Origin of the sequence: Cyanobium gracile PCC 6307 (assembly GCF_000316515.1) — a bacterium.
Lineage (GTDB): Bacteria > Cyanobacteriota > Cyanobacteriia > PCC-6307 > Cyanobiaceae > Cyanobium > Cyanobium gracile.
On the sequence record NC_019675.1, the window covers coordinates 3,083,743 to 3,100,592 of the forward strand.

General features: G+C 72.5%; 17 protein-coding genes. 7 read left to right on the forward strand and 10 right to left on the reverse strand.

Features of this window, described 5'->3' with window-relative positions:
- Position 1 precedes the first annotated feature (1 nt).
- The gene (locus CYAGR_RS14925) at positions 2–664 is read left to right on the forward strand and encodes a transaldolase family protein (RefSeq protein ID WP_015110677.1); all 663 of its coding nucleotides are present in this window, start codon (positions 2–4) and stop codon (positions 662–664) included.
- A 44-nt stretch (positions 665–708) separates the two neighbouring features.
- Here the strand turns inward: CYAGR_RS14925 and CYAGR_RS14930 are convergent, their stop codons facing one another.
- Positions 709–1,191 (reverse strand): 30S ribosomal protein PSRP-3, encoded by a 483-nt coding sequence (locus CYAGR_RS14930; protein WP_015110678.1) that lies wholly within the window; start codon positions 1,189–1,191, stop codon positions 709–711.
- 99 nt (positions 1,192–1,290) lie between these two features.
- Between CYAGR_RS14930 and CYAGR_RS14935 the strand changes: the two genes are divergently transcribed.
- Positions 1,291–2,037, forward strand: coding sequence for a TIGR01548 family HAD-type hydrolase (locus tag CYAGR_RS14935; protein ID WP_015110679.1), 747 nt, complete (start codon positions 1,291–1,293; stop codon positions 2,035–2,037).
- Here CYAGR_RS14935 and CYAGR_RS14940 read toward each other — a convergent pair.
- Positions 2,009–3,340, reverse strand: coding sequence for an aminopeptidase P N-terminal domain-containing protein (locus CYAGR_RS14940; RefSeq protein WP_015110680.1), 1,332 nt, complete (start codon positions 3,338–3,340; stop codon positions 2,009–2,011). The two genes, CYAGR_RS14935 and CYAGR_RS14940, sit on opposite strands and share 29 nt — an antisense overlap.
- A gap of 103 nt (positions 3,341–3,443) precedes the next feature.
- Between CYAGR_RS14940 and CYAGR_RS14945 the strand changes: the two genes are divergently transcribed.
- The 5 genes from CYAGR_RS14945 (at position 3,444) to ald (ending at position 9,290) form a co-directional block, all read left to right on the forward strand.
- A complete protein-coding gene (locus tag CYAGR_RS14945; RefSeq protein WP_015110681.1) occupies positions 3,444–4,457 on the forward strand; it encodes a CNNM domain-containing protein in 1,014 nt (337 codons plus the stop codon).
- Between the two features lie 85 nt (positions 4,458–4,542).
- Positions 4,543–5,793, forward strand: a complete 1,251-nt coding sequence (locus CYAGR_RS14950; protein WP_015110682.1) for a DUF697 domain-containing protein — start codon at positions 4,543–4,545, stop codon at positions 5,791–5,793.
- Positions 5,790–6,386, forward strand: coding sequence for a nicotinate-nucleotide adenylyltransferase (locus CYAGR_RS14955; RefSeq protein ID WP_015110683.1), 597 nt, complete (start codon positions 5,790–5,792; stop codon positions 6,384–6,386). Before CYAGR_RS14950 ends, CYAGR_RS14955 begins: the two co-directional genes overlap by 4 nt.
- Entirely contained in the window at positions 6,386–8,098 is a 1,713-nt protein-coding gene (locus CYAGR_RS14960; RefSeq protein ID WP_015110684.1) for an NAD+ synthase, read from the forward strand. Before CYAGR_RS14955 ends, CYAGR_RS14960 begins: the two co-directional genes overlap by 1 nt.
- Positions 8,099–8,141: 43 nt before the next feature.
- Positions 8,142–9,290 (forward strand): alanine dehydrogenase, encoded by a 1,149-nt coding sequence (gene ald / locus CYAGR_RS14965; RefSeq protein ID WP_245552542.1) that lies wholly within the window; start codon positions 8,142–8,144, stop codon positions 9,288–9,290.
- A 48-nt stretch (positions 9,291–9,338) separates the two neighbouring features.
- Here ald and CYAGR_RS14970 read toward each other — a convergent pair whose 3' ends face one another.
- From CYAGR_RS14970 to kdpB, 8 genes are all read right to left on the reverse strand, one after another.
- Positions 9,339–10,067 carry a class I SAM-dependent methyltransferase gene (locus tag CYAGR_RS14970; RefSeq protein ID WP_015110686.1) on the reverse strand — a complete coding sequence of 243 codons (729 nt, stop codon included), beginning with the start codon at positions 10,065–10,067 and terminating at the stop codon, positions 9,339–9,341.
- Positions 10,068–10,266: 199 nt separating this feature from the next.
- Positions 10,267–11,040 carry a DUF7544 domain-containing protein gene (locus CYAGR_RS14975; protein ID WP_015110687.1) on the reverse strand — a complete coding sequence of 258 codons (774 nt, stop codon included), beginning with the start codon at positions 11,038–11,040 and terminating at the stop codon, positions 10,267–10,269.
- 100 nt (positions 11,041–11,140) lie between these two features.
- Positions 11,141–11,767, reverse strand: a complete 627-nt coding sequence (locus CYAGR_RS14980) for a response regulator transcription factor (RefSeq protein WP_015110688.1) — start codon at positions 11,765–11,767, stop codon at positions 11,141–11,143.
- Entirely contained in the window at positions 11,767–12,804 is a 1,038-nt protein-coding gene (locus tag CYAGR_RS14985; RefSeq protein WP_015110689.1) for a sensor histidine kinase, read from the reverse strand. The genes CYAGR_RS14980 and CYAGR_RS14985 overlap by 1 nt, the downstream gene beginning before the upstream one ends.
- Positions 12,801–13,895, reverse strand: coding sequence for an osmosensitive K+ channel His kinase sensor (locus tag CYAGR_RS14990; RefSeq protein ID WP_015110690.1), 1,095 nt, complete (start codon positions 13,893–13,895; stop codon positions 12,801–12,803). Before CYAGR_RS14990 ends, CYAGR_RS14985 begins: the two co-directional genes overlap by 4 nt.
- Positions 13,892–14,464, reverse strand: a complete 573-nt coding sequence (kdpC, locus tag CYAGR_RS14995) for a K(+)-transporting ATPase subunit C (protein WP_015110691.1) — start codon at positions 14,462–14,464, stop codon at positions 13,892–13,894. The genes CYAGR_RS14990 and kdpC overlap by 4 nt, the downstream gene beginning before the upstream one ends.
- Positions 14,464–14,652, reverse strand: a complete 189-nt coding sequence (locus CYAGR_RS15000; protein ID WP_015110692.1) for a potassium-transporting ATPase subunit F — start codon at positions 14,650–14,652, stop codon at positions 14,464–14,466. The genes kdpC and CYAGR_RS15000 overlap by 1 nt, the downstream gene beginning before the upstream one ends.
- Positions 14,653–14,743: 91 nt before the next feature.
- Entirely contained in the window at positions 14,744–16,843 is a 2,100-nt protein-coding gene (gene kdpB / locus CYAGR_RS15005) for a potassium-transporting ATPase subunit KdpB (RefSeq protein ID WP_015110693.1), read from the reverse strand.
- Between the last annotated feature and the right edge of the window lie 7 nt (positions 16,844–16,850).

Sequence of the window (16,850 nt, forward strand, 5' to 3'; positions counted from 1 at the left end):
CATGGCCCTGCGTCTGCTGCTCGACTGCGCCGATCCCCTGGAGTGGGAGCGCTGGCTGCCCAGCGGCCTGTTCCAGGGCGTCACCACCAACCCGACCCTGCTGCGGCGGGCCGGCCAGCCCTGCAACCTCGACCACCTGGCGCAGCTGAGCGAGCGCGCCGCGGCCCTCGGCTGCCGGGAGATCCATCTGCAGACCTGGGGCGCCGATGCTGAGCAGCAGCTGGCCAACGGCCGGGCCCTCGCCGCCATCGATCCCCAGCGGGTGTTCGTGAAGGTGCCGATCACCCGCCAGGGGGCGGCGGTGGCGCGGGACCTGATCGCCGAAGCTGTTCCGGTCACCTTCACGGCCTGCTACGAGGTGGCCCAGGTGCTGGTGGCCGCCGCCCTCGGGGCCGATGGCATCGCCGCCTACCTGGGGCGGATCAGCGATCTGGGCCGGGATGGACACGGCGAGTTGATCGCCATGCAGCGCGCCCTGGAGGGGGTGGGGTCGGGCACGCGGCTGCTGGTGGCCAGCCTGCGCCAGCCGCAGGATCTGGCCCGTCTGGCCGCCGCCGGCCTGGCCCACCACACGATCAGCCCGGCGATCGCCGCTGGCCTCTTCGGCAGCCCGGACACGGCCGCGGCCGCGGAACGCTTCGAAGCGGACGCCGCAGAGAACTGAGCCCGGGGGCTCGCCAGGGCAGGCGGATCAGAACGCCGTGGGGATCAGGCGGTCCCGCAGAAGGTGACGTCGGGGAACTTGAGCTTGGCTTCATCGAGGGACTTGCCGCGCCCTTCCTCCTGCCAGTAGTTGATCACCTCGGTGGCCTTGTTGAGGATCTCGACCCGCTCGTTGTCGGTGATCCAGCTCTTGGCTTCGAGCTCACCTTTGAGGGTTTCCCAGGCGTCTTCCCGGGGCCAGAAGAAGTAGGCGGTGAGGGGGCTGGGCCCGCCGCCGACGATCTGATCCACCGCCAGGGCGACGTTGTCGGGCAGCCAGAGGATCTTCACAAGAAAGCGGCCCTCGTCGGCCTTGGGGGTGTAGCCCGAAGGGACCCCGTCCTCGTCGATGGTGGCGGTGGCCAGGGCGGCACTGCCGCCGCGCAGCACCGGACGCCCTTCGGTGGTGTCGGCTGCGATGGCCGCCGGGATGGCGCTCAGGGCAGCGGCCTCGGCACTCTCAGGGGCAGTCACGGTTTCGGCGCTCAAGGAGAAACGGCAATTGCCTAACCTACCAGCCGATTCGCAGCAACCCCACTGGCCGCCTCCGCCGCCCCCCGCGCCGTCCTGCTCTTCGACATCGACGGCGTGATCAGGGATGTGGCGGGCAGCTACCGGCGCGCCATCGTCGAAACCGTGCGCCATTTCAGTGGCTGGGCCCCGGAGAGCGCCGTGATCGACGCCCTCAAGGGGGAGGGCTGCTGGAACAACGACTGGCAGGCCTCGATGGAGCTGCTGCGCCGCCACGGCACCGACCCCCTGCCCGCCTGGGACCATCTGGTGGCGGTGTTCAGCGATCACTACTTCGGCGGCGATCCGGAGGGGGACCCCGCCCTCTGGCGGGGCTTCATCGGCAGCGAGCCCCTGCTGGTGGACACCTCCTTTTTCGCGGCCCTCAGCGACCTGGGGATCGCCTGGGGCTTCGTCAGCGGCGCCGAGCCCCCTTCCGCCCGCTTCGTGCTGGAGCAGCGGCTGCAGCTGGTGGCGCCGCCCCTGGTGGCCATGGGCCAGGCCCCCGACAAGCCCGACCCCACCGGCCTGCTGGCCCTGGCGGCCACCCTGGCCCGCGTGCCCCTGGGCCCCGGGGCCCCGGCGGTGGCCTACCTGGGCGACACGGTGGCCGACGTGGAGACCGTGCACCGGGCCCGCTCCGAGGCGCCCGGCCAGCGCTTCGAGGCCCTCGCCGTGGCCCCCCCCCACCTGCAGCAGGCGGGCCGGGAGGCCGATCGTCAGCGCTACGAGGCCCAGCTGCGCCGGGCCGGAGCCGACCGCCTTCTGGGTTCCACCTGTCAGGTGCTGGAGCTGTTCAGCGCTCCATCGCCGCCGGCGCCTTGAGGGCGGCGGCCGTGAGCACCTCGTGGCCGCGGTCGGTCACAGCCACGTCATCCTCGATGCGGATGCCGATCCCCTTCCAGCGCTCCGCGATGGCGGGCTGGCCCTCGGGCACCGCCAGCCGGTCGCTCACATAAAGGCCGGGTTCCACCGTCAGCACCATGCCCGACTCGAGGGCGACGTGGTGCTCGCCCAGCCGGTAGGCGCCCACGTCATGGACGTCAAGCCCCAGCCAGTGGCCGGTGCGGTGCATGTAGAGATGGCGGTAAGCCCCCTGCTCGATCAGCCCGTCCACCGCGCCGCTCAGCAGGCCCAGCTCCACCAGCCCCTCCACCAGCACCCGCACAGCGGTGTCGTGGACCCCTTCGGCAGTCTGGCCCGGGGCCACCGCCGCCACCGCCGCCTCCTGGGCGGCCAGCACCAGCTCGTAAAGGGCCCGCTGCTCGCCGCTGAAGCGACCGTTGACGGGGAAGGTGCGGGTGATGTCGCCGTTGTAGTAATCGCTGAGGCTGCAGCCCGCGTCAATCAGCAGCAGGTCGCCGTCCCGCAGCCGGTCGGCGTTGGCGGTGTAGTGCAGGACGCAGGCGTTGTCGCCACCGGCCACGATGGATCCATAGGCAGGCCCGCGCGCTCCCTGCTCAAGAAAGTGCTGCTCGATCACGGCCTGCACCTGCCGCTCGCTGAGGCCGGGACGCGCCACCTGCCGGGCCAGTTCATGGGCCTCGGCGGAGATGCGGGCGGCCTCCCGCAGGCGGGCCAGTTCCTCCGGCTCCTTGCGCAGCCGCAGCTCGTGCAGCAGGGGGCAGGGGGCCACCAGCCCCAGGGCGGCCTTGCCACTGCGGGGGGCCCGGTCCAGCTGGCGTCCCCAGGCGGCGAGCACCAAGGGCTCCACCTGGGGATGGCGGCCCACCCGGAAGGCGATCCCTTCGGCACCGTCGAGGTACTCCGGCAGCCGCTCGGCCAGCTCGCTGCGCGGATGGGCCAGATCTGCGGCAAAGGTTGTGACGGCCCCTTCGCAACCCCAGCGGAAGCCGTTCCACACCTCGGCCCCCGGATCCTTCGCCTCCACGAACAGCACGAAGGGGGTCTCGGGCCGGTGGGGCAGGAACAGGGCCACGGCACCGGGCTCGTCGAAGCCGGTGAGGTACCAGAAATCGCTGTTCTGGCGGAAGCTGTGTTCCACATCGGCGTGGTGGGTCACCAGCGCCGCCCCCGGGATCACCGCGGCCGCGCCGCCCAGCTGCTGCAGAAACCGCTGGCGACGGCGGGCCAGCAGGGCGGGGTCGATCGGGGGGGTCGGGGGCATCGAAGCGAAGGGATGGACAGCGAGAAGATGGCACAGCCGATTTAATACACGTGATCCCCCCGAACCTGCACGTGCCGATCCTGTCTGTTTCGATCAGCCGCGGATGAACGATCTCCTGCTCCTGGTGCTGGCGGTGGTCGGGATGCTGATGGGGTCCTTTCTGTGCTCGGGGGTGGAGGCGGCCCTGCTCACCGTCAACCCGGTGAAGGTGCATGAACTGGCGAGCCGCCCCCGGCCGGTGGCGGGGGCCCGGCGGCTGGAGAGCCTGCGTCAGCGCCTCGGCCGCACCCTGGCGGTGCTGGTGATCGCCAACAACATCTTCAACATCTTCGGCAGCCTGATGGTGGGCGGCTTCGCCAGTGTCGTCTTCTCCCGCCTCGGCGTCAGCGGCCCTGCCCTGCCCCTGTTCTCGGTGGCCCTCACCGTGCTGGTGATCCTGCTGGGGGAGATCCTGCCCAAGGCCATCGGCAGCAAGCTGGCCCTGCCGGTGGCCCTCGCCACGGCCCCTGCCCTGGGGGTGTTCACCCGGCTGATGCTGCCTCTGGTGCTGCTGCTGGAGCGCATCCTGCCGGCGATCACGGCCGAGAACGAGATCAGCACCGACGAAGAGGAGATCCGCCTGCTGGCCAGGCTCGGTTCCCAGAAGGGGCAGATCGAGGCCGATGAGGCCGCCATGATCGCCAAGGTGTTCCAGCTCAACGACCTCACCGCCCGCGACCTGATGCTGCCCCGGGTGTCGGCCCCCACCCTGGCGGGCCATCAGAGCCTCGATGAGCAGCGCTCCACCCTGCTGCGCCACACCACCGCCTGGTGGGTGGTGCTGGGGGAGGAGGTGGACGAGGTGCTGGGGGTGGCCAGCCGCGAGCAGCTCCTCACCGCCCTGGTGGAGGGGCGGGGGGCCAGCCAGGCCGCCGACCTCTGCGAACCGGTGGAGTTCGTGCCGGAGATGATCCGGGCCGACCGCCTGCTCACCAGCTTCCGCCGCAACGGTTCCGGGGTGCGGGTGGTGGTCGATGAGTTCGGCGGTTTCGTGGGGGTGATCGGGCCTGAGGCGGTGCTGGCGGTGCTGGCGGGCTGGTGGCGCCGGCCCGCCTCCGCCGCGGAGAGTCCCCCGTGACGGCGTCGGCCCCGGCTCCGGCGACCGCCGCCCCCCCGCCGCCGAGCGCTGCCGCCAGCTGCTGGCCCGCTGGCGCGCGGAGCTGGTGCTCAGCGGCCGGGAGCAGGCGGCCCTGGCGCCGGAGCTGGCCAGCCTCGACCGCCAGCTGGAGCGCCTGCGCCGCCGCCGGCCGCGTGTGGCGGTGTTCGGCCGGGTGGGGGTGGGCAAGTCGAGCCTGCTCAATGCCCTTCTCGGCGAGGAGCACTTCGCCACCGATGTGGCCCACGGCTGCACCCGCCGCCAGGAGCAGCGGGCCTGGGGCCAGCCCGTGGCCGGCCTGGAGGGGGTCGACCTGGTGGACACCCCCGGCATCGATGAGATCGCCGCCGCCGCTCGCTCGCGCCTGGCGGCCCGGGTGGCGGTGGGCGCCGACCTGGTGCTGCTGGTGATCGACAGCGACCTCACGGTGATGGACGCCCAGGCCCTCGACGACCTGCTGGCCTCCGGCAAGCCGCTGCTGCTGGTGCTGAACCGCAGCGACTGCTGGCCGGAGGCCGAACGGGACGCCCTGCTCGCCAGCATTGACCGGCGCCTGCCGCCGGGGGCCCGCCAGCTGCGGCCCCTGCCGGTGGCGGCCGCCCCCCGGGCGGCCCGCCTGCGCCCCGATGGTCGGGTCCGCAGCGAAGCGGCTCCCCCGCGGGTGGAGCCCCTGCGCCGGGAGCTCACCGGCCTGCTGGAACGCCACGGGGAGTTGCTGCTGGCCCTCAACGCCCTGCGGGCCGCCGACCGCTTCAGCCAGGCCCTGCACCGCTGCCGGCTGCGCCACGGTCGCCGCCAGGCCCAGGGCCTGATCGGCCGCTTCGCGGCCCTCAAGGCCACGGGGGTGGCGGCCAACCCCCTGCTGCTGCTCGACCTGGCCGGTGGTCTGGCCTGTGACAGCGCCCTGGTGGTGCAGCTCTGCCAGCTCTATGGCCTGCCGATGACCCGCAGCGGTGCCCGCGCCCTGCTGGCCCGTCTGGGTGGCCACAACGCCCTGCTGGGGGGCGCCCAGCTGGGCCTGCAGTTGCTGCTGGGTGGCCTGCGCCAGCTGCTGCTGCTGGCGGCGCCCCTGAGCGGCGGCCTGAGCCTGGCGCCGGCGGCGCCGGTGGCCCTGGCCCAGGCGGCCCTGGCGGTGCACACCACCCGCCGCACGGGCCGGCTCGCCGCCGCCGAGCTGCTGCGCGCTGCCACCGCCGCGGGCCAGCCGGGGGCCCTGCTGCGCCGGCTGGTGCGGCAGGATCCCGAGACCCGGCGTTGGCTGAGCGAATGGCAGCAGCAGGGGGGCCAGGGCAGCGCCGGCGGCGGCCTGCAGCCATGACGGCCGCCAGCGGTGACGCCCCGTTGAGCCGTCTTGCCCTGTTCGGCACCAGCGCCGATCCCCCCACCCGCGGCCACCGGGCCCTGTTGGAGGGGCTGCTGGGCCTGTTCCCCCAGGTGCTCACCTGGGCCAGCGACAACCCGCTCAAGCACCACGGCGCCCCCCTGGAGGTGCGCTCGGCCCTGCTGGCTGCCCTGGTGGCCGCCATCGACGACCCGCGGCTCAGCCTGGAGCAGGACCTCAGCAGCCCCTGGGCGGTGGAGACCCTGGAGCGGGCCCGGGCCCGCTGGCCCGAGAGGGAGCTGGTGTTCGTGGTGGGCAGCGACCTGGCCGGCCAGATCCACCGCTGGAGGCGGGCCGAGGAGCTGCTGCGCGGCTGCCGGCTCGGCATCGCCCGCCGCCAGGGCTGGCCCCTGGAGGCGGCGGATCTGGAGCGGCTGCGGGGGCTGGGGGCCACCCTCGACCTGCTGCCCCTGGCGATCCCCCCCAGCGCCAGTTCCCGCATCCGGGAGCAGCCCGATCCGGCCCAGGTACCGTCCGAACTCTGGCCGGTGCTGCTGCAGCACAATCTCTACGGCCTCTCCGAGCCCTGATGCGCCTCGCCCTGGCCCAGCTCAATCCCCTGGTGGGCGACCTGGAGGGCAACGGCCGGCGGATCCTGGCGGCCGCCGAGCGGGCCCGCGCCGGCGGCGCCGACCTGCTGCTCACCCCCGAGCTGTCGCTGTGGGGCTATCCGCCCCGGGATCTGCTGCTGCGGCCCGCCCTGATCCAGCGCCAGGAGCGGGTCCTGGCGTCCCTGGCGGCGGCCTGCCCAGACGGACTGGCCCTGCTGGTGGGGGTGGCCGAGCCGGTGGCCGGCCGGCGCCAGCCGGGGCTGCATAACGCCCTGGCCCTGGTGGAGCGGGGCGGCTGGCGGATCGTCTGCCGCAAGCGCCTGCTGCCCAGCTACGACGTCTTCGACGAACGCCGCTACTTCCTGCCCGGCGACGCCCCCGCGGTGCTGGAGCTGGAAGCGGGAGGCCATCCCTGGCGCCTGGGGCTGACGATCTGCGAGGACCTCTGGGTGGAGGAGAACCTGCGCAGCCGCTGGCCGGACGCGGTCGATCCGATCGCCGATCTGGCGCCCCGGCGGATCGACCTGCTGCTCAACCTCTCGGCCTCCCCCTTCGGCCGCGGCAAGGGGGAGGTGCGCCAGGGGCTGGCGGCCCGGGCGGCGGCCCGGCTGGGGGTGCCGGTGGTCTACCTCAACCAGGTGGGCGGCAACGACGAGCTGGTCTTCGATGGCGCCAGCTTCGTGGTGGACCGGACCGGCCGGCCCCTGCTGCGGCTGGCCTGTGCCGCCGAGGACCTCGCCCTCTGGCCGCTGGCCCCGGCCCCCGTCTCGCCCGGCGGCGGAGACGCGGAGCCCGTCCCGGCCGCGGCGCCGCCGGACCCCTGGGAGCAGCTGCTGCGGGTGCTGGTGCTGGGGGTGCGCGACTACGCCGCCAAGTGCGGCTTCCAGCGGGCCCTGCTGGGGCTGAGTGGCGGCATCGATTCGGCCCTGGTGGCAGTGATCGCCGCCGCGGCCCTCGGCCCCGCCCGGGTGGAGGTGCTGCGCATGCCCTCCCCCTTCAGCTCGGCCGGTTCCCTCGACGATGCCGAGGGCCTGGCCCGGCGGCTCGGGCTGGCCACCGCCACCCTGCCGATCGCGCCGCTGATGGAGGCCTTCGCCGCCGCCCTTCCCCCCGCCCTGGGGGCGCCCCCGGCCGGGGTCACCGAGGAGAATCTGCAGTCCCGCATCCGCGGCACGTTGTTGATGGCGGTGGCCAACCAGAAGGGGGGCCTGCTGCTCTCCACCGGCAACAAGTCGGAGCTGGCGGTGGGCTACTGCACCCTCTACGGCGACATGAACGGCGGACTGTCGGTGATCGGCGATCTCTACAAGACCACCGTCTTCGGCCTCTGTGAGTGGCTGGACGGCGCGGCCTCCGGCCCCTGCCGGGCGGCCCTCGGCCTGCCGTCCGAGGGGGAGCTGATCGGCGCGGCGATCCGCACCAAGCCCCCCAGCGCCGAGCTGCGTCCCGACCAGCGCGACAGCGATTCTCTGCCCGATTACGGGGTGCTTGACCCCCTGCTGAAGGCTTCGATCGAGGAGCTGCGCACCCCGGAGCAACTGGTGGCCGGAGGGGCCGATCCGGAACTGGTGGCCCGGGTGACCGCCCTGCTGCGGCGGGCCGAGTTCAAGCGGCGCCAGGCGGCACCGGTGCTCAAGGTGAGCGATCGGGCCTTCGGCGCCGGCTGGCGGATGCCCATCGCCTCGGCCTAGGGTTCAGCGACGAACGCCTCCGGGCGGCAATCCTTCCTGCCCCATGCCAGCTCCCGGCCCGGCACCCCTGGCCTCTCCGATGGCGAGCATCGGTGTGCCCACGGAGATCAAGCGCGACGAACAGCGGGTGGCCCTCACGCCCGACGGCGTCCATGAGCTGGTGTCCCAGGGCATGGAGGTGCGCGTCCAGGAGGGGGCGGGCCTGGGGGCCGGCATCAGCGACGACGACTACCGCGCCTCCGGGGCCCGCATCGTCAGCTGCGAGGAGGCCTGGGCGGCCCACCTGGTGGTGAAGGTGAAGGAACCGCAGCCGCAGGAGTTCGGCTTCCTGCGCAGCGACCTGGTGCTGTTCACCTACCTGCACCTGGCGGCCTATCCCGAGGTGGGCAAGGCCCTGCTGGAGGCGGGCACCACGGCGGTGGCCTACGAGACGGTGCAGCTCGAGGACGGCAGCCTGCCCCTGCTGGCCCCGATGAGCGAGGTGGCCGGACGGCTGGCGGCCCAGGTGGGGGCCCACCTGCTGGAGAAGCCCCACGGGGGACGGGGTGTGCTGATGGGGGGCTGCACCGGCGTGCGGCCGGCGCGGGTGATGGTGCTGGGGGCCGGCACCGTGGGCTGGAACGCCGCCCGCATCGCCGCGGCCATGGATGCGGAGGTGTTCCTGCTGGATCGTTCGCCCCACCGCCTGCGGGGCCTGGAGTCCGACCGGCGCGGCCGGATGACCAGCCTGGTGAGCAGCCGCAGTCTGATCGAGCGGCTGGTGCCCGGGACCGACCTGCTGATCGGGGCCGTGCTCCTTCCCGGTGGCCGCGCCCCCACCCTGGTGAGCGAGGACCTGGTGCAGCGGATGCGGCCCGGGTCGGTGATCGTCGATGTGGCCATCGACCAGGGCGGCTGCATCGCCACCAGCCGCGAGACCACCCACACCGATCCGGTGGTGACCATCCATGGGGTGCAGCACTACGCCGTGGGCAACATGCCCGGCGCCGTGCCCTTCACCTCCACCGAGGCGCTGGTGAGCGTCACCCTCCCCTACATCCTGGTGATGGCGGGGCGGGGGTTGCTGGAGGCGGTCACCGATCGGCCCGAACTGCTCAGTGGCCTGAACACGGTCGACGGGGCCGTCTGCCACCCGGGGGTGGCCAAGGCCCTGGGGGTGGCGCCGCGCCATCCGATGGCCTGTCTGCGCTGAGCCGGCGGGCGGCGGCGAGTCGGGCGTCGGTTCAGACGGTGGCGCGGCTCAAATGGTGGCGCGGAAGATCACCGAGGCGGGCTGGCCGCTGAGGGGATCGATCGGTTCGCGCAGCTCCCGGACGACCAGGCCATGGTGTCGGAACAGCCGCACCCAGGATTCCAGGGTCCGGAAGAACCAGGGCGCCGGTGTGCGGAAGGCGGGGGAGAAGCCGGCCCAGGACCCCTCCCGCCAGCCGTCCTCGTAGGGATGGTCGGGGCAGATCAGCATCGGATGCAGCGTCTGGACGAGGACGCTGCCGTTGGGCGCCAGCAGGGCCGGCAGCGCCGCGAACAGCTCGTCGAGGCTGCCATCCCCGAGCAGGGAGAAGTTGGCCACCACCACGTCGAAGCGTTCCTTCAGGACGCCGGCGCCGATCTGCTGGTGGGAGAGCGTCCGGAAGCGGGCGCCGTCCGGCGCGGTGTCAGCGGCGATGGTGGTGAGCTCGGCCACCGCGTCGGTGCCGAGCACGGCGATGCCCTGGCGGGCGCAGTGGTGGGACAGCCAGCCCTCGCCGCAGCCGAGATCCAGCAGGGTGGCCGGCGCACAGTCGGCGATGGCCTCCACGATCGCCCCATTGGTCACCCGCACGCGGCTGAGGATCTCGCCGCGGCGCACGGCCCGGGTCCAGGTGGAGGCGTTGACGACCCAGGACGCCAGGATCTGCTCTTCCATCAACGACAGCGACGGTTCCGTAAGGGTGGCCGCGTCATCGCCGGCGTCGATGGGAAGGAGCATGGGCGCGGTCGGTGGAGAAGCGGAACGGACGGGCAGACAGGTCGGCGCCAGTGGAAAGGACGGGCGCGATCCGCTGAGCCATGGACGGCGGCCCCCGCCCTCCATGGTTGTGAAAGCGTAGTCAGCCGAGATCCGGCCGCAAGCCGTTGTCCTCGAGCCGCCCATCCGGCTCTCGGCATCGGCCCTCCAGATGCCGGTCTCAGGCCATCGGCTCCGCCAGCAGGCCGGTGAGATCCTCGCTGCCGAACACCTGGCGATAGGCGGCCGTGCTGGTGCACAGGACCACGGGCACCGCCACCAGCAGCCCCACGAAGCAGGCCAGCAGGCCCACCAGCACGATGGCGAATTCCACCAGGGCCAGCAGCAGCACCGAGCCCCACTGGGGATCGAGCAGGGTGCGGCCCCGGGTGATGGAGTCGATCGGTCCGCGGCCCTCCAGCAGGGCGATCTGGGCCAGGAACTTCTGGTTCACCGCCAGGTAGATCAGCACCGTGAAGGCCGCCAGGAAGGGCAGCACGGCCAGGATCTGGTTGAGCTGGGCGGCGGCGACCCCCACCAGGGCCGCCACCATCAGGATCGCGATCATCAGGATCCCCAGGGCCAGGCCGTTGCGGAACAGCCGCCAGCTGGCCTGCCCGTCCCAGCGGGTGAAGGTGCCCAGGGCCGGCTTGCCGCCCGAGAGGGCGCTCCAGGCGCCGCGGACCAGGCCCGTGGTGCTCCACAGGCTCACCAGCACGCTCAGGATCGAGCCCACCACCAGGCGGATCGCCTGCACCGTCGTGATCACGGCGGCTTCGTCGGGGTCCACCTGGCCCTGGATCAACGAGCAGACGCTGCTCAGCACTCCGGCCAGCAGGGTGAAGCCGATGAACACCCAGGGGGCCCGGGCGAAGGCCCCCCAGCCTTCCTTCACGGCCTCGATCACCTTCAGGGAGGATCCGCCACTGGGATCCTGCATCAGAGACACGGCCATGGCTCGGGGTGGAGTTGCCGGGACACTAGGCAGCGCCTGACGGGCGGCCACCCCATCGGTGCGAAGCGTTGCATGGGCTGCGGGCGCGGTGGATCCGCGATCAGTCCGGATCCAGGAACTTCAGCACCGCCTGTGTGCGATTGCTCACCTGCAGCTTCTGGAAGATGGTGTGCAGGTACACCCTCACCGTCCCGGTGCCCAGGCCGAGACTGTCCGCGATCTGGCGGTTGGTGAGACCGCCGGCCATGGCCGCCAGCACCTCCCGCTCCCGTGGCGTCAGCAACGCCAGGGATCCCTCCGGATCGCCGGCGGCGTCAGTGGTGTCTCGGCTGCGCAGGGCCCGGGTGGCGGAGCGGTCCCACCAGCTGGCCCCCTGCGCGACGCTGGTCAGGGCGGTTGCCAGCTGCTCCAGGGCTTCGGCCTTGTGGAGATAGCCGCTGGCGCCGGCGTCCCACAGCCGCTGCACCCAGCGACCGTCGTCCTGGCTGGTCAGGACCAGAACCGGCAGGTCGTGGGCGGCGCTGATCCGCCGGCAGGTCTCCAGCCCCCCCAGCCCGGGCAGGCCGATGTCGAGCACCACCACATCGGCCGGGGCCGCCGCCAGGGCCTCCAGGCCCTGCTCGCCATCGCTGACCGCCCGCACGACGGTGACCGCCGGCAGGCGCAGCAGGTACGCCTCGATCCCCACCCGGAACGCTTCGTCGTCCTCGATCAGCAGCACCCGCATCAGCCTGGCGGTGTCTCCAGCGGCAGTCGCACCTCGATGCTGGCCCCGCCGGCAGGCAGGTTGCTGGCCCGGATGCTGCCGCCGTGGGCTTCGGTGATCTGCCGCGACAGGTAGAGCCCGAGTCCGCTGCCCCGCAGCTCCGGATCGCTCTGGTAGAAGCGCTCGAACAGGTGCGGCAGGCTCGCGTCGGAGAAACCCCGGCCCCGGTCGCTGACGGTGACCACCGCCTGGCCCTGCTGCCTCTGCAGGTCGAGCCAGACGCGTTCGCCCCGCAGGCTGTGGTTGACGGCATTGAGCAGCAGGTTCTCCAGCAGGCGGCGGAGGCCTCCGGGATCCCCCGGCAGGGTGAGGGGGCGCGGCCCGGAGGGTTGGAGCTGGATCAGGGCCACGGACCGCTCGCGGGCGATCGGACCCACGGCCTCGATCGCCTCGGCGGCGAGGCGCCCCAGGTCGCAGGTCTCCGGCTGCAGGCAGAGGCCCTCCTGGTCGGCGCGGAACAGCCGCAGCAGGTCCTCGATCAGCCGCAGGCTTCGCTCCTGGCTGGCGAGAATGGCGTCGATGCCGCGCTCGAGCAGGCCCCCCGGGCTCGGACGCGCCTCAAGCTCCATCATCCGGGCGGTGGCGATCGTCCCCAGCACGGGGGTCTTGAGGTCGTGGGCGAGGGTGGCGATCATGTCCCGGCGCAGATCCGCCTGGGCCAGCCGCACCTCCAGATCCACCTGCTGGCGCACCAGGTGGCGGTTGTGCAGGCACAGGAAGGTGGTCACCGTCAGGGCCAGGCAGACGAGCAGGCGATCCACAAGCACCGCCCTCCACTCGGGATCCGGCTCCGGCACCGCCAGATTCGCAAGGGTCAGCCCGCAGCAGAGCGCCAGGAAGGTGAGGGCGTCGCGGCGGCCGCGCTGGGGCGCCCCGATCACCAGCGGGATCACGTACAGATAGCCGAAGACGATGTGGGGCGGCGTGGCCAGCTCCACCAGCAGGATCAGGCCGGTGAGGGCCCAGAGCGCCCCGGGGAATCGGACCACCCGGCTCACGGCTCCGCGTCGGCGCCGGGCGCCGTGGTGTCGGAGATCAGGTGCAGATCGATGCTGAGCCCCCGCAGCAGCTGCTGCAGCCGCTCCGAGATCGGCCGACGCAGCAGCACCTGCCAGCGGGAGCGCAGCGTCTGCCCCAGCACGATCTGCGTGATGCGCCGCTCCCGTGCCACCCGGGCGATGGTGCCGAGCACGTCGCTGCTCTCGATGCGCAGGAAGGTGCCGCCCACGTCCTGGCACAGGGTGGCGCAGGCTTCGAGCCGCAGGGTCTCCTGCCGGCTGAGGAAGCGGCCGGGATCCTGGATGGTGAGGGCCAGCAGCGGCGCGTCCATGGTGCTGGCCAGGCGGGCGGCGCGGCGCAGCAGCCGCGTCGCGCTCGGATAGGCCGACACGCACACCATCACCCGCTCCCGCAGGCCCGCCGCCGTGGGCTCCTCCTCCTCCACCCGGTCGGCCACCTCCCGCAGCGACAGCTCCCGCAGGGCCACCAGGTGGCGGCGCTGGAAGAAGTTGGCCAGCGCCTGGGGGACCTTCTCCGGGGCGTACACCTTGCCCTCCTTCAGCCGCTCCTGGAGGGTCTCGGGGGTGACGTCCACCAGGACCACCTCGTCGGCCTGCTCCAGCACCCGGTTGGGGATCCGCTCGCGCACCACCACCCCGGTGAGCTCGGCCACCAGATCGTTGAGGCTCTCCAGGTGCTGGATGTTGAGGGTGGAGTACACATCCAGACCGGACAGCAACAGCGCCTCCACGTCCTGCCAGCGCTTCTTGCGTTCGCTGCCGGGGATGTTGGTGTGGGCCAGCTCGTCCACCAGCACCAGCTGGGGCCGGCGCTCCAGCACGGCGGCCACGTCCAGCTCCTCCAGGGTCACCCCCTGGTAGAGCAGTTGCTTGCGCGGCACCTGCTCCAGGCCCTCGGCCTGGCGGATGGTCTCCTGGCGGCCGTGGGTCTCCAGCAGGCCGATCACCACGTCGGTGCCCTCCTTGAGCAGCTCCCGGCCTTCCTGGAGCATGCGGCAGGTCTTGCCCACGCCCGGCGCCATGCCGATGAACACCTTGTGGCGGCCCCGGCCGCGGCTGGAACGGATCAAGGCACCAGCTGGTCGAGGGCGAGGTTGAAGGCCAGCACGTTCACCAGCGGCGGCCGGGCCAGGCCGAGCAGCGGCCGGTGGCTCTGGCGCTCCAGCAGGGCCTCCAGCCGGTCGGGTGGCAGCCGGCGGGCGGCGGCGATCCGCGGCAGCTGCTGCCGGGCCGCCTCCAGGCTGATGTCGGGGTCGAGCCCCGACCCGGAACTGGTGAGCAGATCGGCGGCCGGCCTGGCCACGCCCCGGCCACCCCAGGCGGCGGCCTCCGCCGCGACCCGCTGGGCCAGGGCGGGGTTGCCGGGGGCCAGGTTGCTGGGGCCTGAGCTGGGGGGATCGCCACCGCCGTAGGCCACGGCGCTGGGCCGGCCCTGCAGGTAGCGATCACCGGTGAAGGCCTGGCCGATCAGGGCCGAGCCCACCACGCGCCCATCGACGCGCACCAGGCTCCCCTCGGCCTGCCGGGGGGCGGCGATGCGGGCCAGTCCGAGCATCGGCAGGGTAATCACCACGACGGTGAGCAGCCAGAGCACCAGGGTGAGGCGCAGGCCCTGGCCGAGGCGGGAAAGGGCGTTCATCAGAATTTCTCCGGGCGGACCATGGCGGTGAACAGATAGGCCGAGAGGGCCAGGGTGACGCTGATCAGCAGGGCCAGGGCATGGCTCTGGAGGCTGTCCAGGCGGCCCCGCTGCAGGGGGGCGAGCAGCACGGTGCCGGTGGCGAGCAGCAGGGGCAGCCAGAACAGCGGTCGCTTGAGCAGAACCATCGGGAAGGGAGCGCAGCGGTGGAGGGGAGGAAGGGAAGCGGAAGTCGGAAAGCAGAGACGCCGATGGCGGGAGGGCGCGGTCCCGGCCGGCTCAGAGGAGCCGCAGGGCGCCGATCGCCAGATCGATCACCTTGATGCCCACGAAGGGGGTGACCACGCCCCCGAGGCCGTAAAGAAAAAGGTTGCGCCGCAGCAGCTGGTCGGCGCTGAGGGGCCGGAACTCCACCCCCTTCAGGGCCAGGGGCACCAGGGCCGGGATGATCAGGGCGTTGAACACCATCGCCGAGAGGATCGCCGATTGGGGACTGGCCAGGCCCATCAGGTTGAGCGGCCCCAGCCCCACCCCGGCGAACAGGGCCGGCAGGATCGCGAAGTACTTGGCCACGTCGTTGGCCAGGGAGAAGGTGGTCAGGGCGCCGCGGGTGATCAGCAGCTGCTTGCCGATCGTCACGATGTCGATGAGCTTGGTGGGATCGCTGTCGAGATCCACCATGTTCGCCGCCTCCTTGGCGGCCTGGGTGCCGGAGTTCATGGCCACGCCCACGTTGGCCTGGGCCAGGGCCGGGGCATCGTTGGAGCCGTCGCCGGTCATGGCCACGAGCTTGCCGAGCTTCTGCTCCCGGTCGATCACGGCGATCTTGTCCTCGGGGGTCGCCTTGGCGATGAAGTCGTCGACACCCGCCTCCCGGGCGATGACACCGGCGGTGATCGGGTTGTCGCCGGTGAGCATCACGGTGCGGATGCCCATGCGGCGCAGCTGGTCGAAGCGCTCGCGGATCCCCGGCTTGATGATGTCCTTGAGGTAGATGACGCCGAGGATGGTGTTGCCGCGGCAGGCCGCCAGGGGGGTGCCGCCGAGCCGTGACACCTGCTCGTAGGCCCCGTCGAGGTCGTCTGGGACGGTGCCGCCGCGGGAGCGCACGAACCCCTTGATGGCGTCGACGGCCCCCTTGCGGAATTCGATCCCGGCGGGATCGTCGCTGCCGCTCATGCGGGTGCGGGCCGAGAACTCCAGGCCCGTGGCCCGCTCCGCCGTGAAGGGCAGAACGGCGCCGCGCTGTTCCGCCAGGCGCACGATCGATCGCCCTTCGGGGGTCTGGTCGAAGCAGCTGGCCGCCAGGGCCACCTCCGCCAGTTCCGCCTCCCGGTGGCCGCCCACTGGCAGGAACTCCTCCGCCAGCCGGTTGCCGAGGGTGATGGTGCCCGTCTTGTCGAGCACCAGGGTGTTGATGTCGCCGCAGGCTTCCACGGCCCGGCCGGAGGTGGCGATCACGTTGAACTGGGCCACCCGGTCCATGCCGGCGATGCCGATCGCCGACAGCAGGCCGCCGATGGTGGTGGGGATCAGGGCCACCAGCAGCGCCACCAGGGTCACCACCGGGGTGGGTTCCTGGAGGTAGGCGGCCAGGGGCGGCAGGGTGGCCACGGCGATCAGGAACACCTGGGTGAGCACCGCCAGCAGCACCGTCAGGGCGATCTCGTTGGGCGTCTTGGTGCGCTCGGCCCCCTCCACGAGGGCGATCATCCGGTCGATGAAGCCCTTGCCCGGATCGGCGCTGATGCGGATGGTGAGCTGGTCGGAGAGGATCCGGGTGCCGCCCGTCACCGAGCTGGCCACGTCGGAGCCGGCCTCCTTGAGCACCGCCGCCGATTCGCCGGTGATCGCCGATTCATCCACCGAGGCCACCCCCTCGATCACCTCGCCATCGGCCGGGATCGTGTCGCCGGCCGCCACCCGCACCACGTCGCCCTTGCGCAGGCTGGAGGAATCCACCAGCCGTTCACCGCCGGCCGGATCGAGCAGCCGGGCCTGGGTGCGGGCCTGGGTGCGGCGCAGGGCGTCGGCCTGGGCCTTGCCGCGGCCCTCCGCCAGGGCCTCGGCGAAGTTGGCGAACAGCAGCGTGGCCAGCAAGGTGAGGCTCACCAGGGCGTTGAACAGCCGGCCGGAGGCCTCCTTCCCGTCGCCGAAGAGACCCGGGCTCACGGTGGCCAGCAGGCAGACGACCGTGCCGCACCAGACCACGAACATCACCGGGTTGGCCGCGGCGGTTCGGGGGTCGAGCTTGACGAACGCCTGCAGGGCGGCGCGGCGCACCAGGCCCTTCTGGCGGGGCCGTGGTGTGTAGCGCCGCTGGTCGCGGCGGCCCCGCGGCATGCGGGGAAAGAGCGTGCGTGTGGGGAGGGAGGTCATGGCGGGT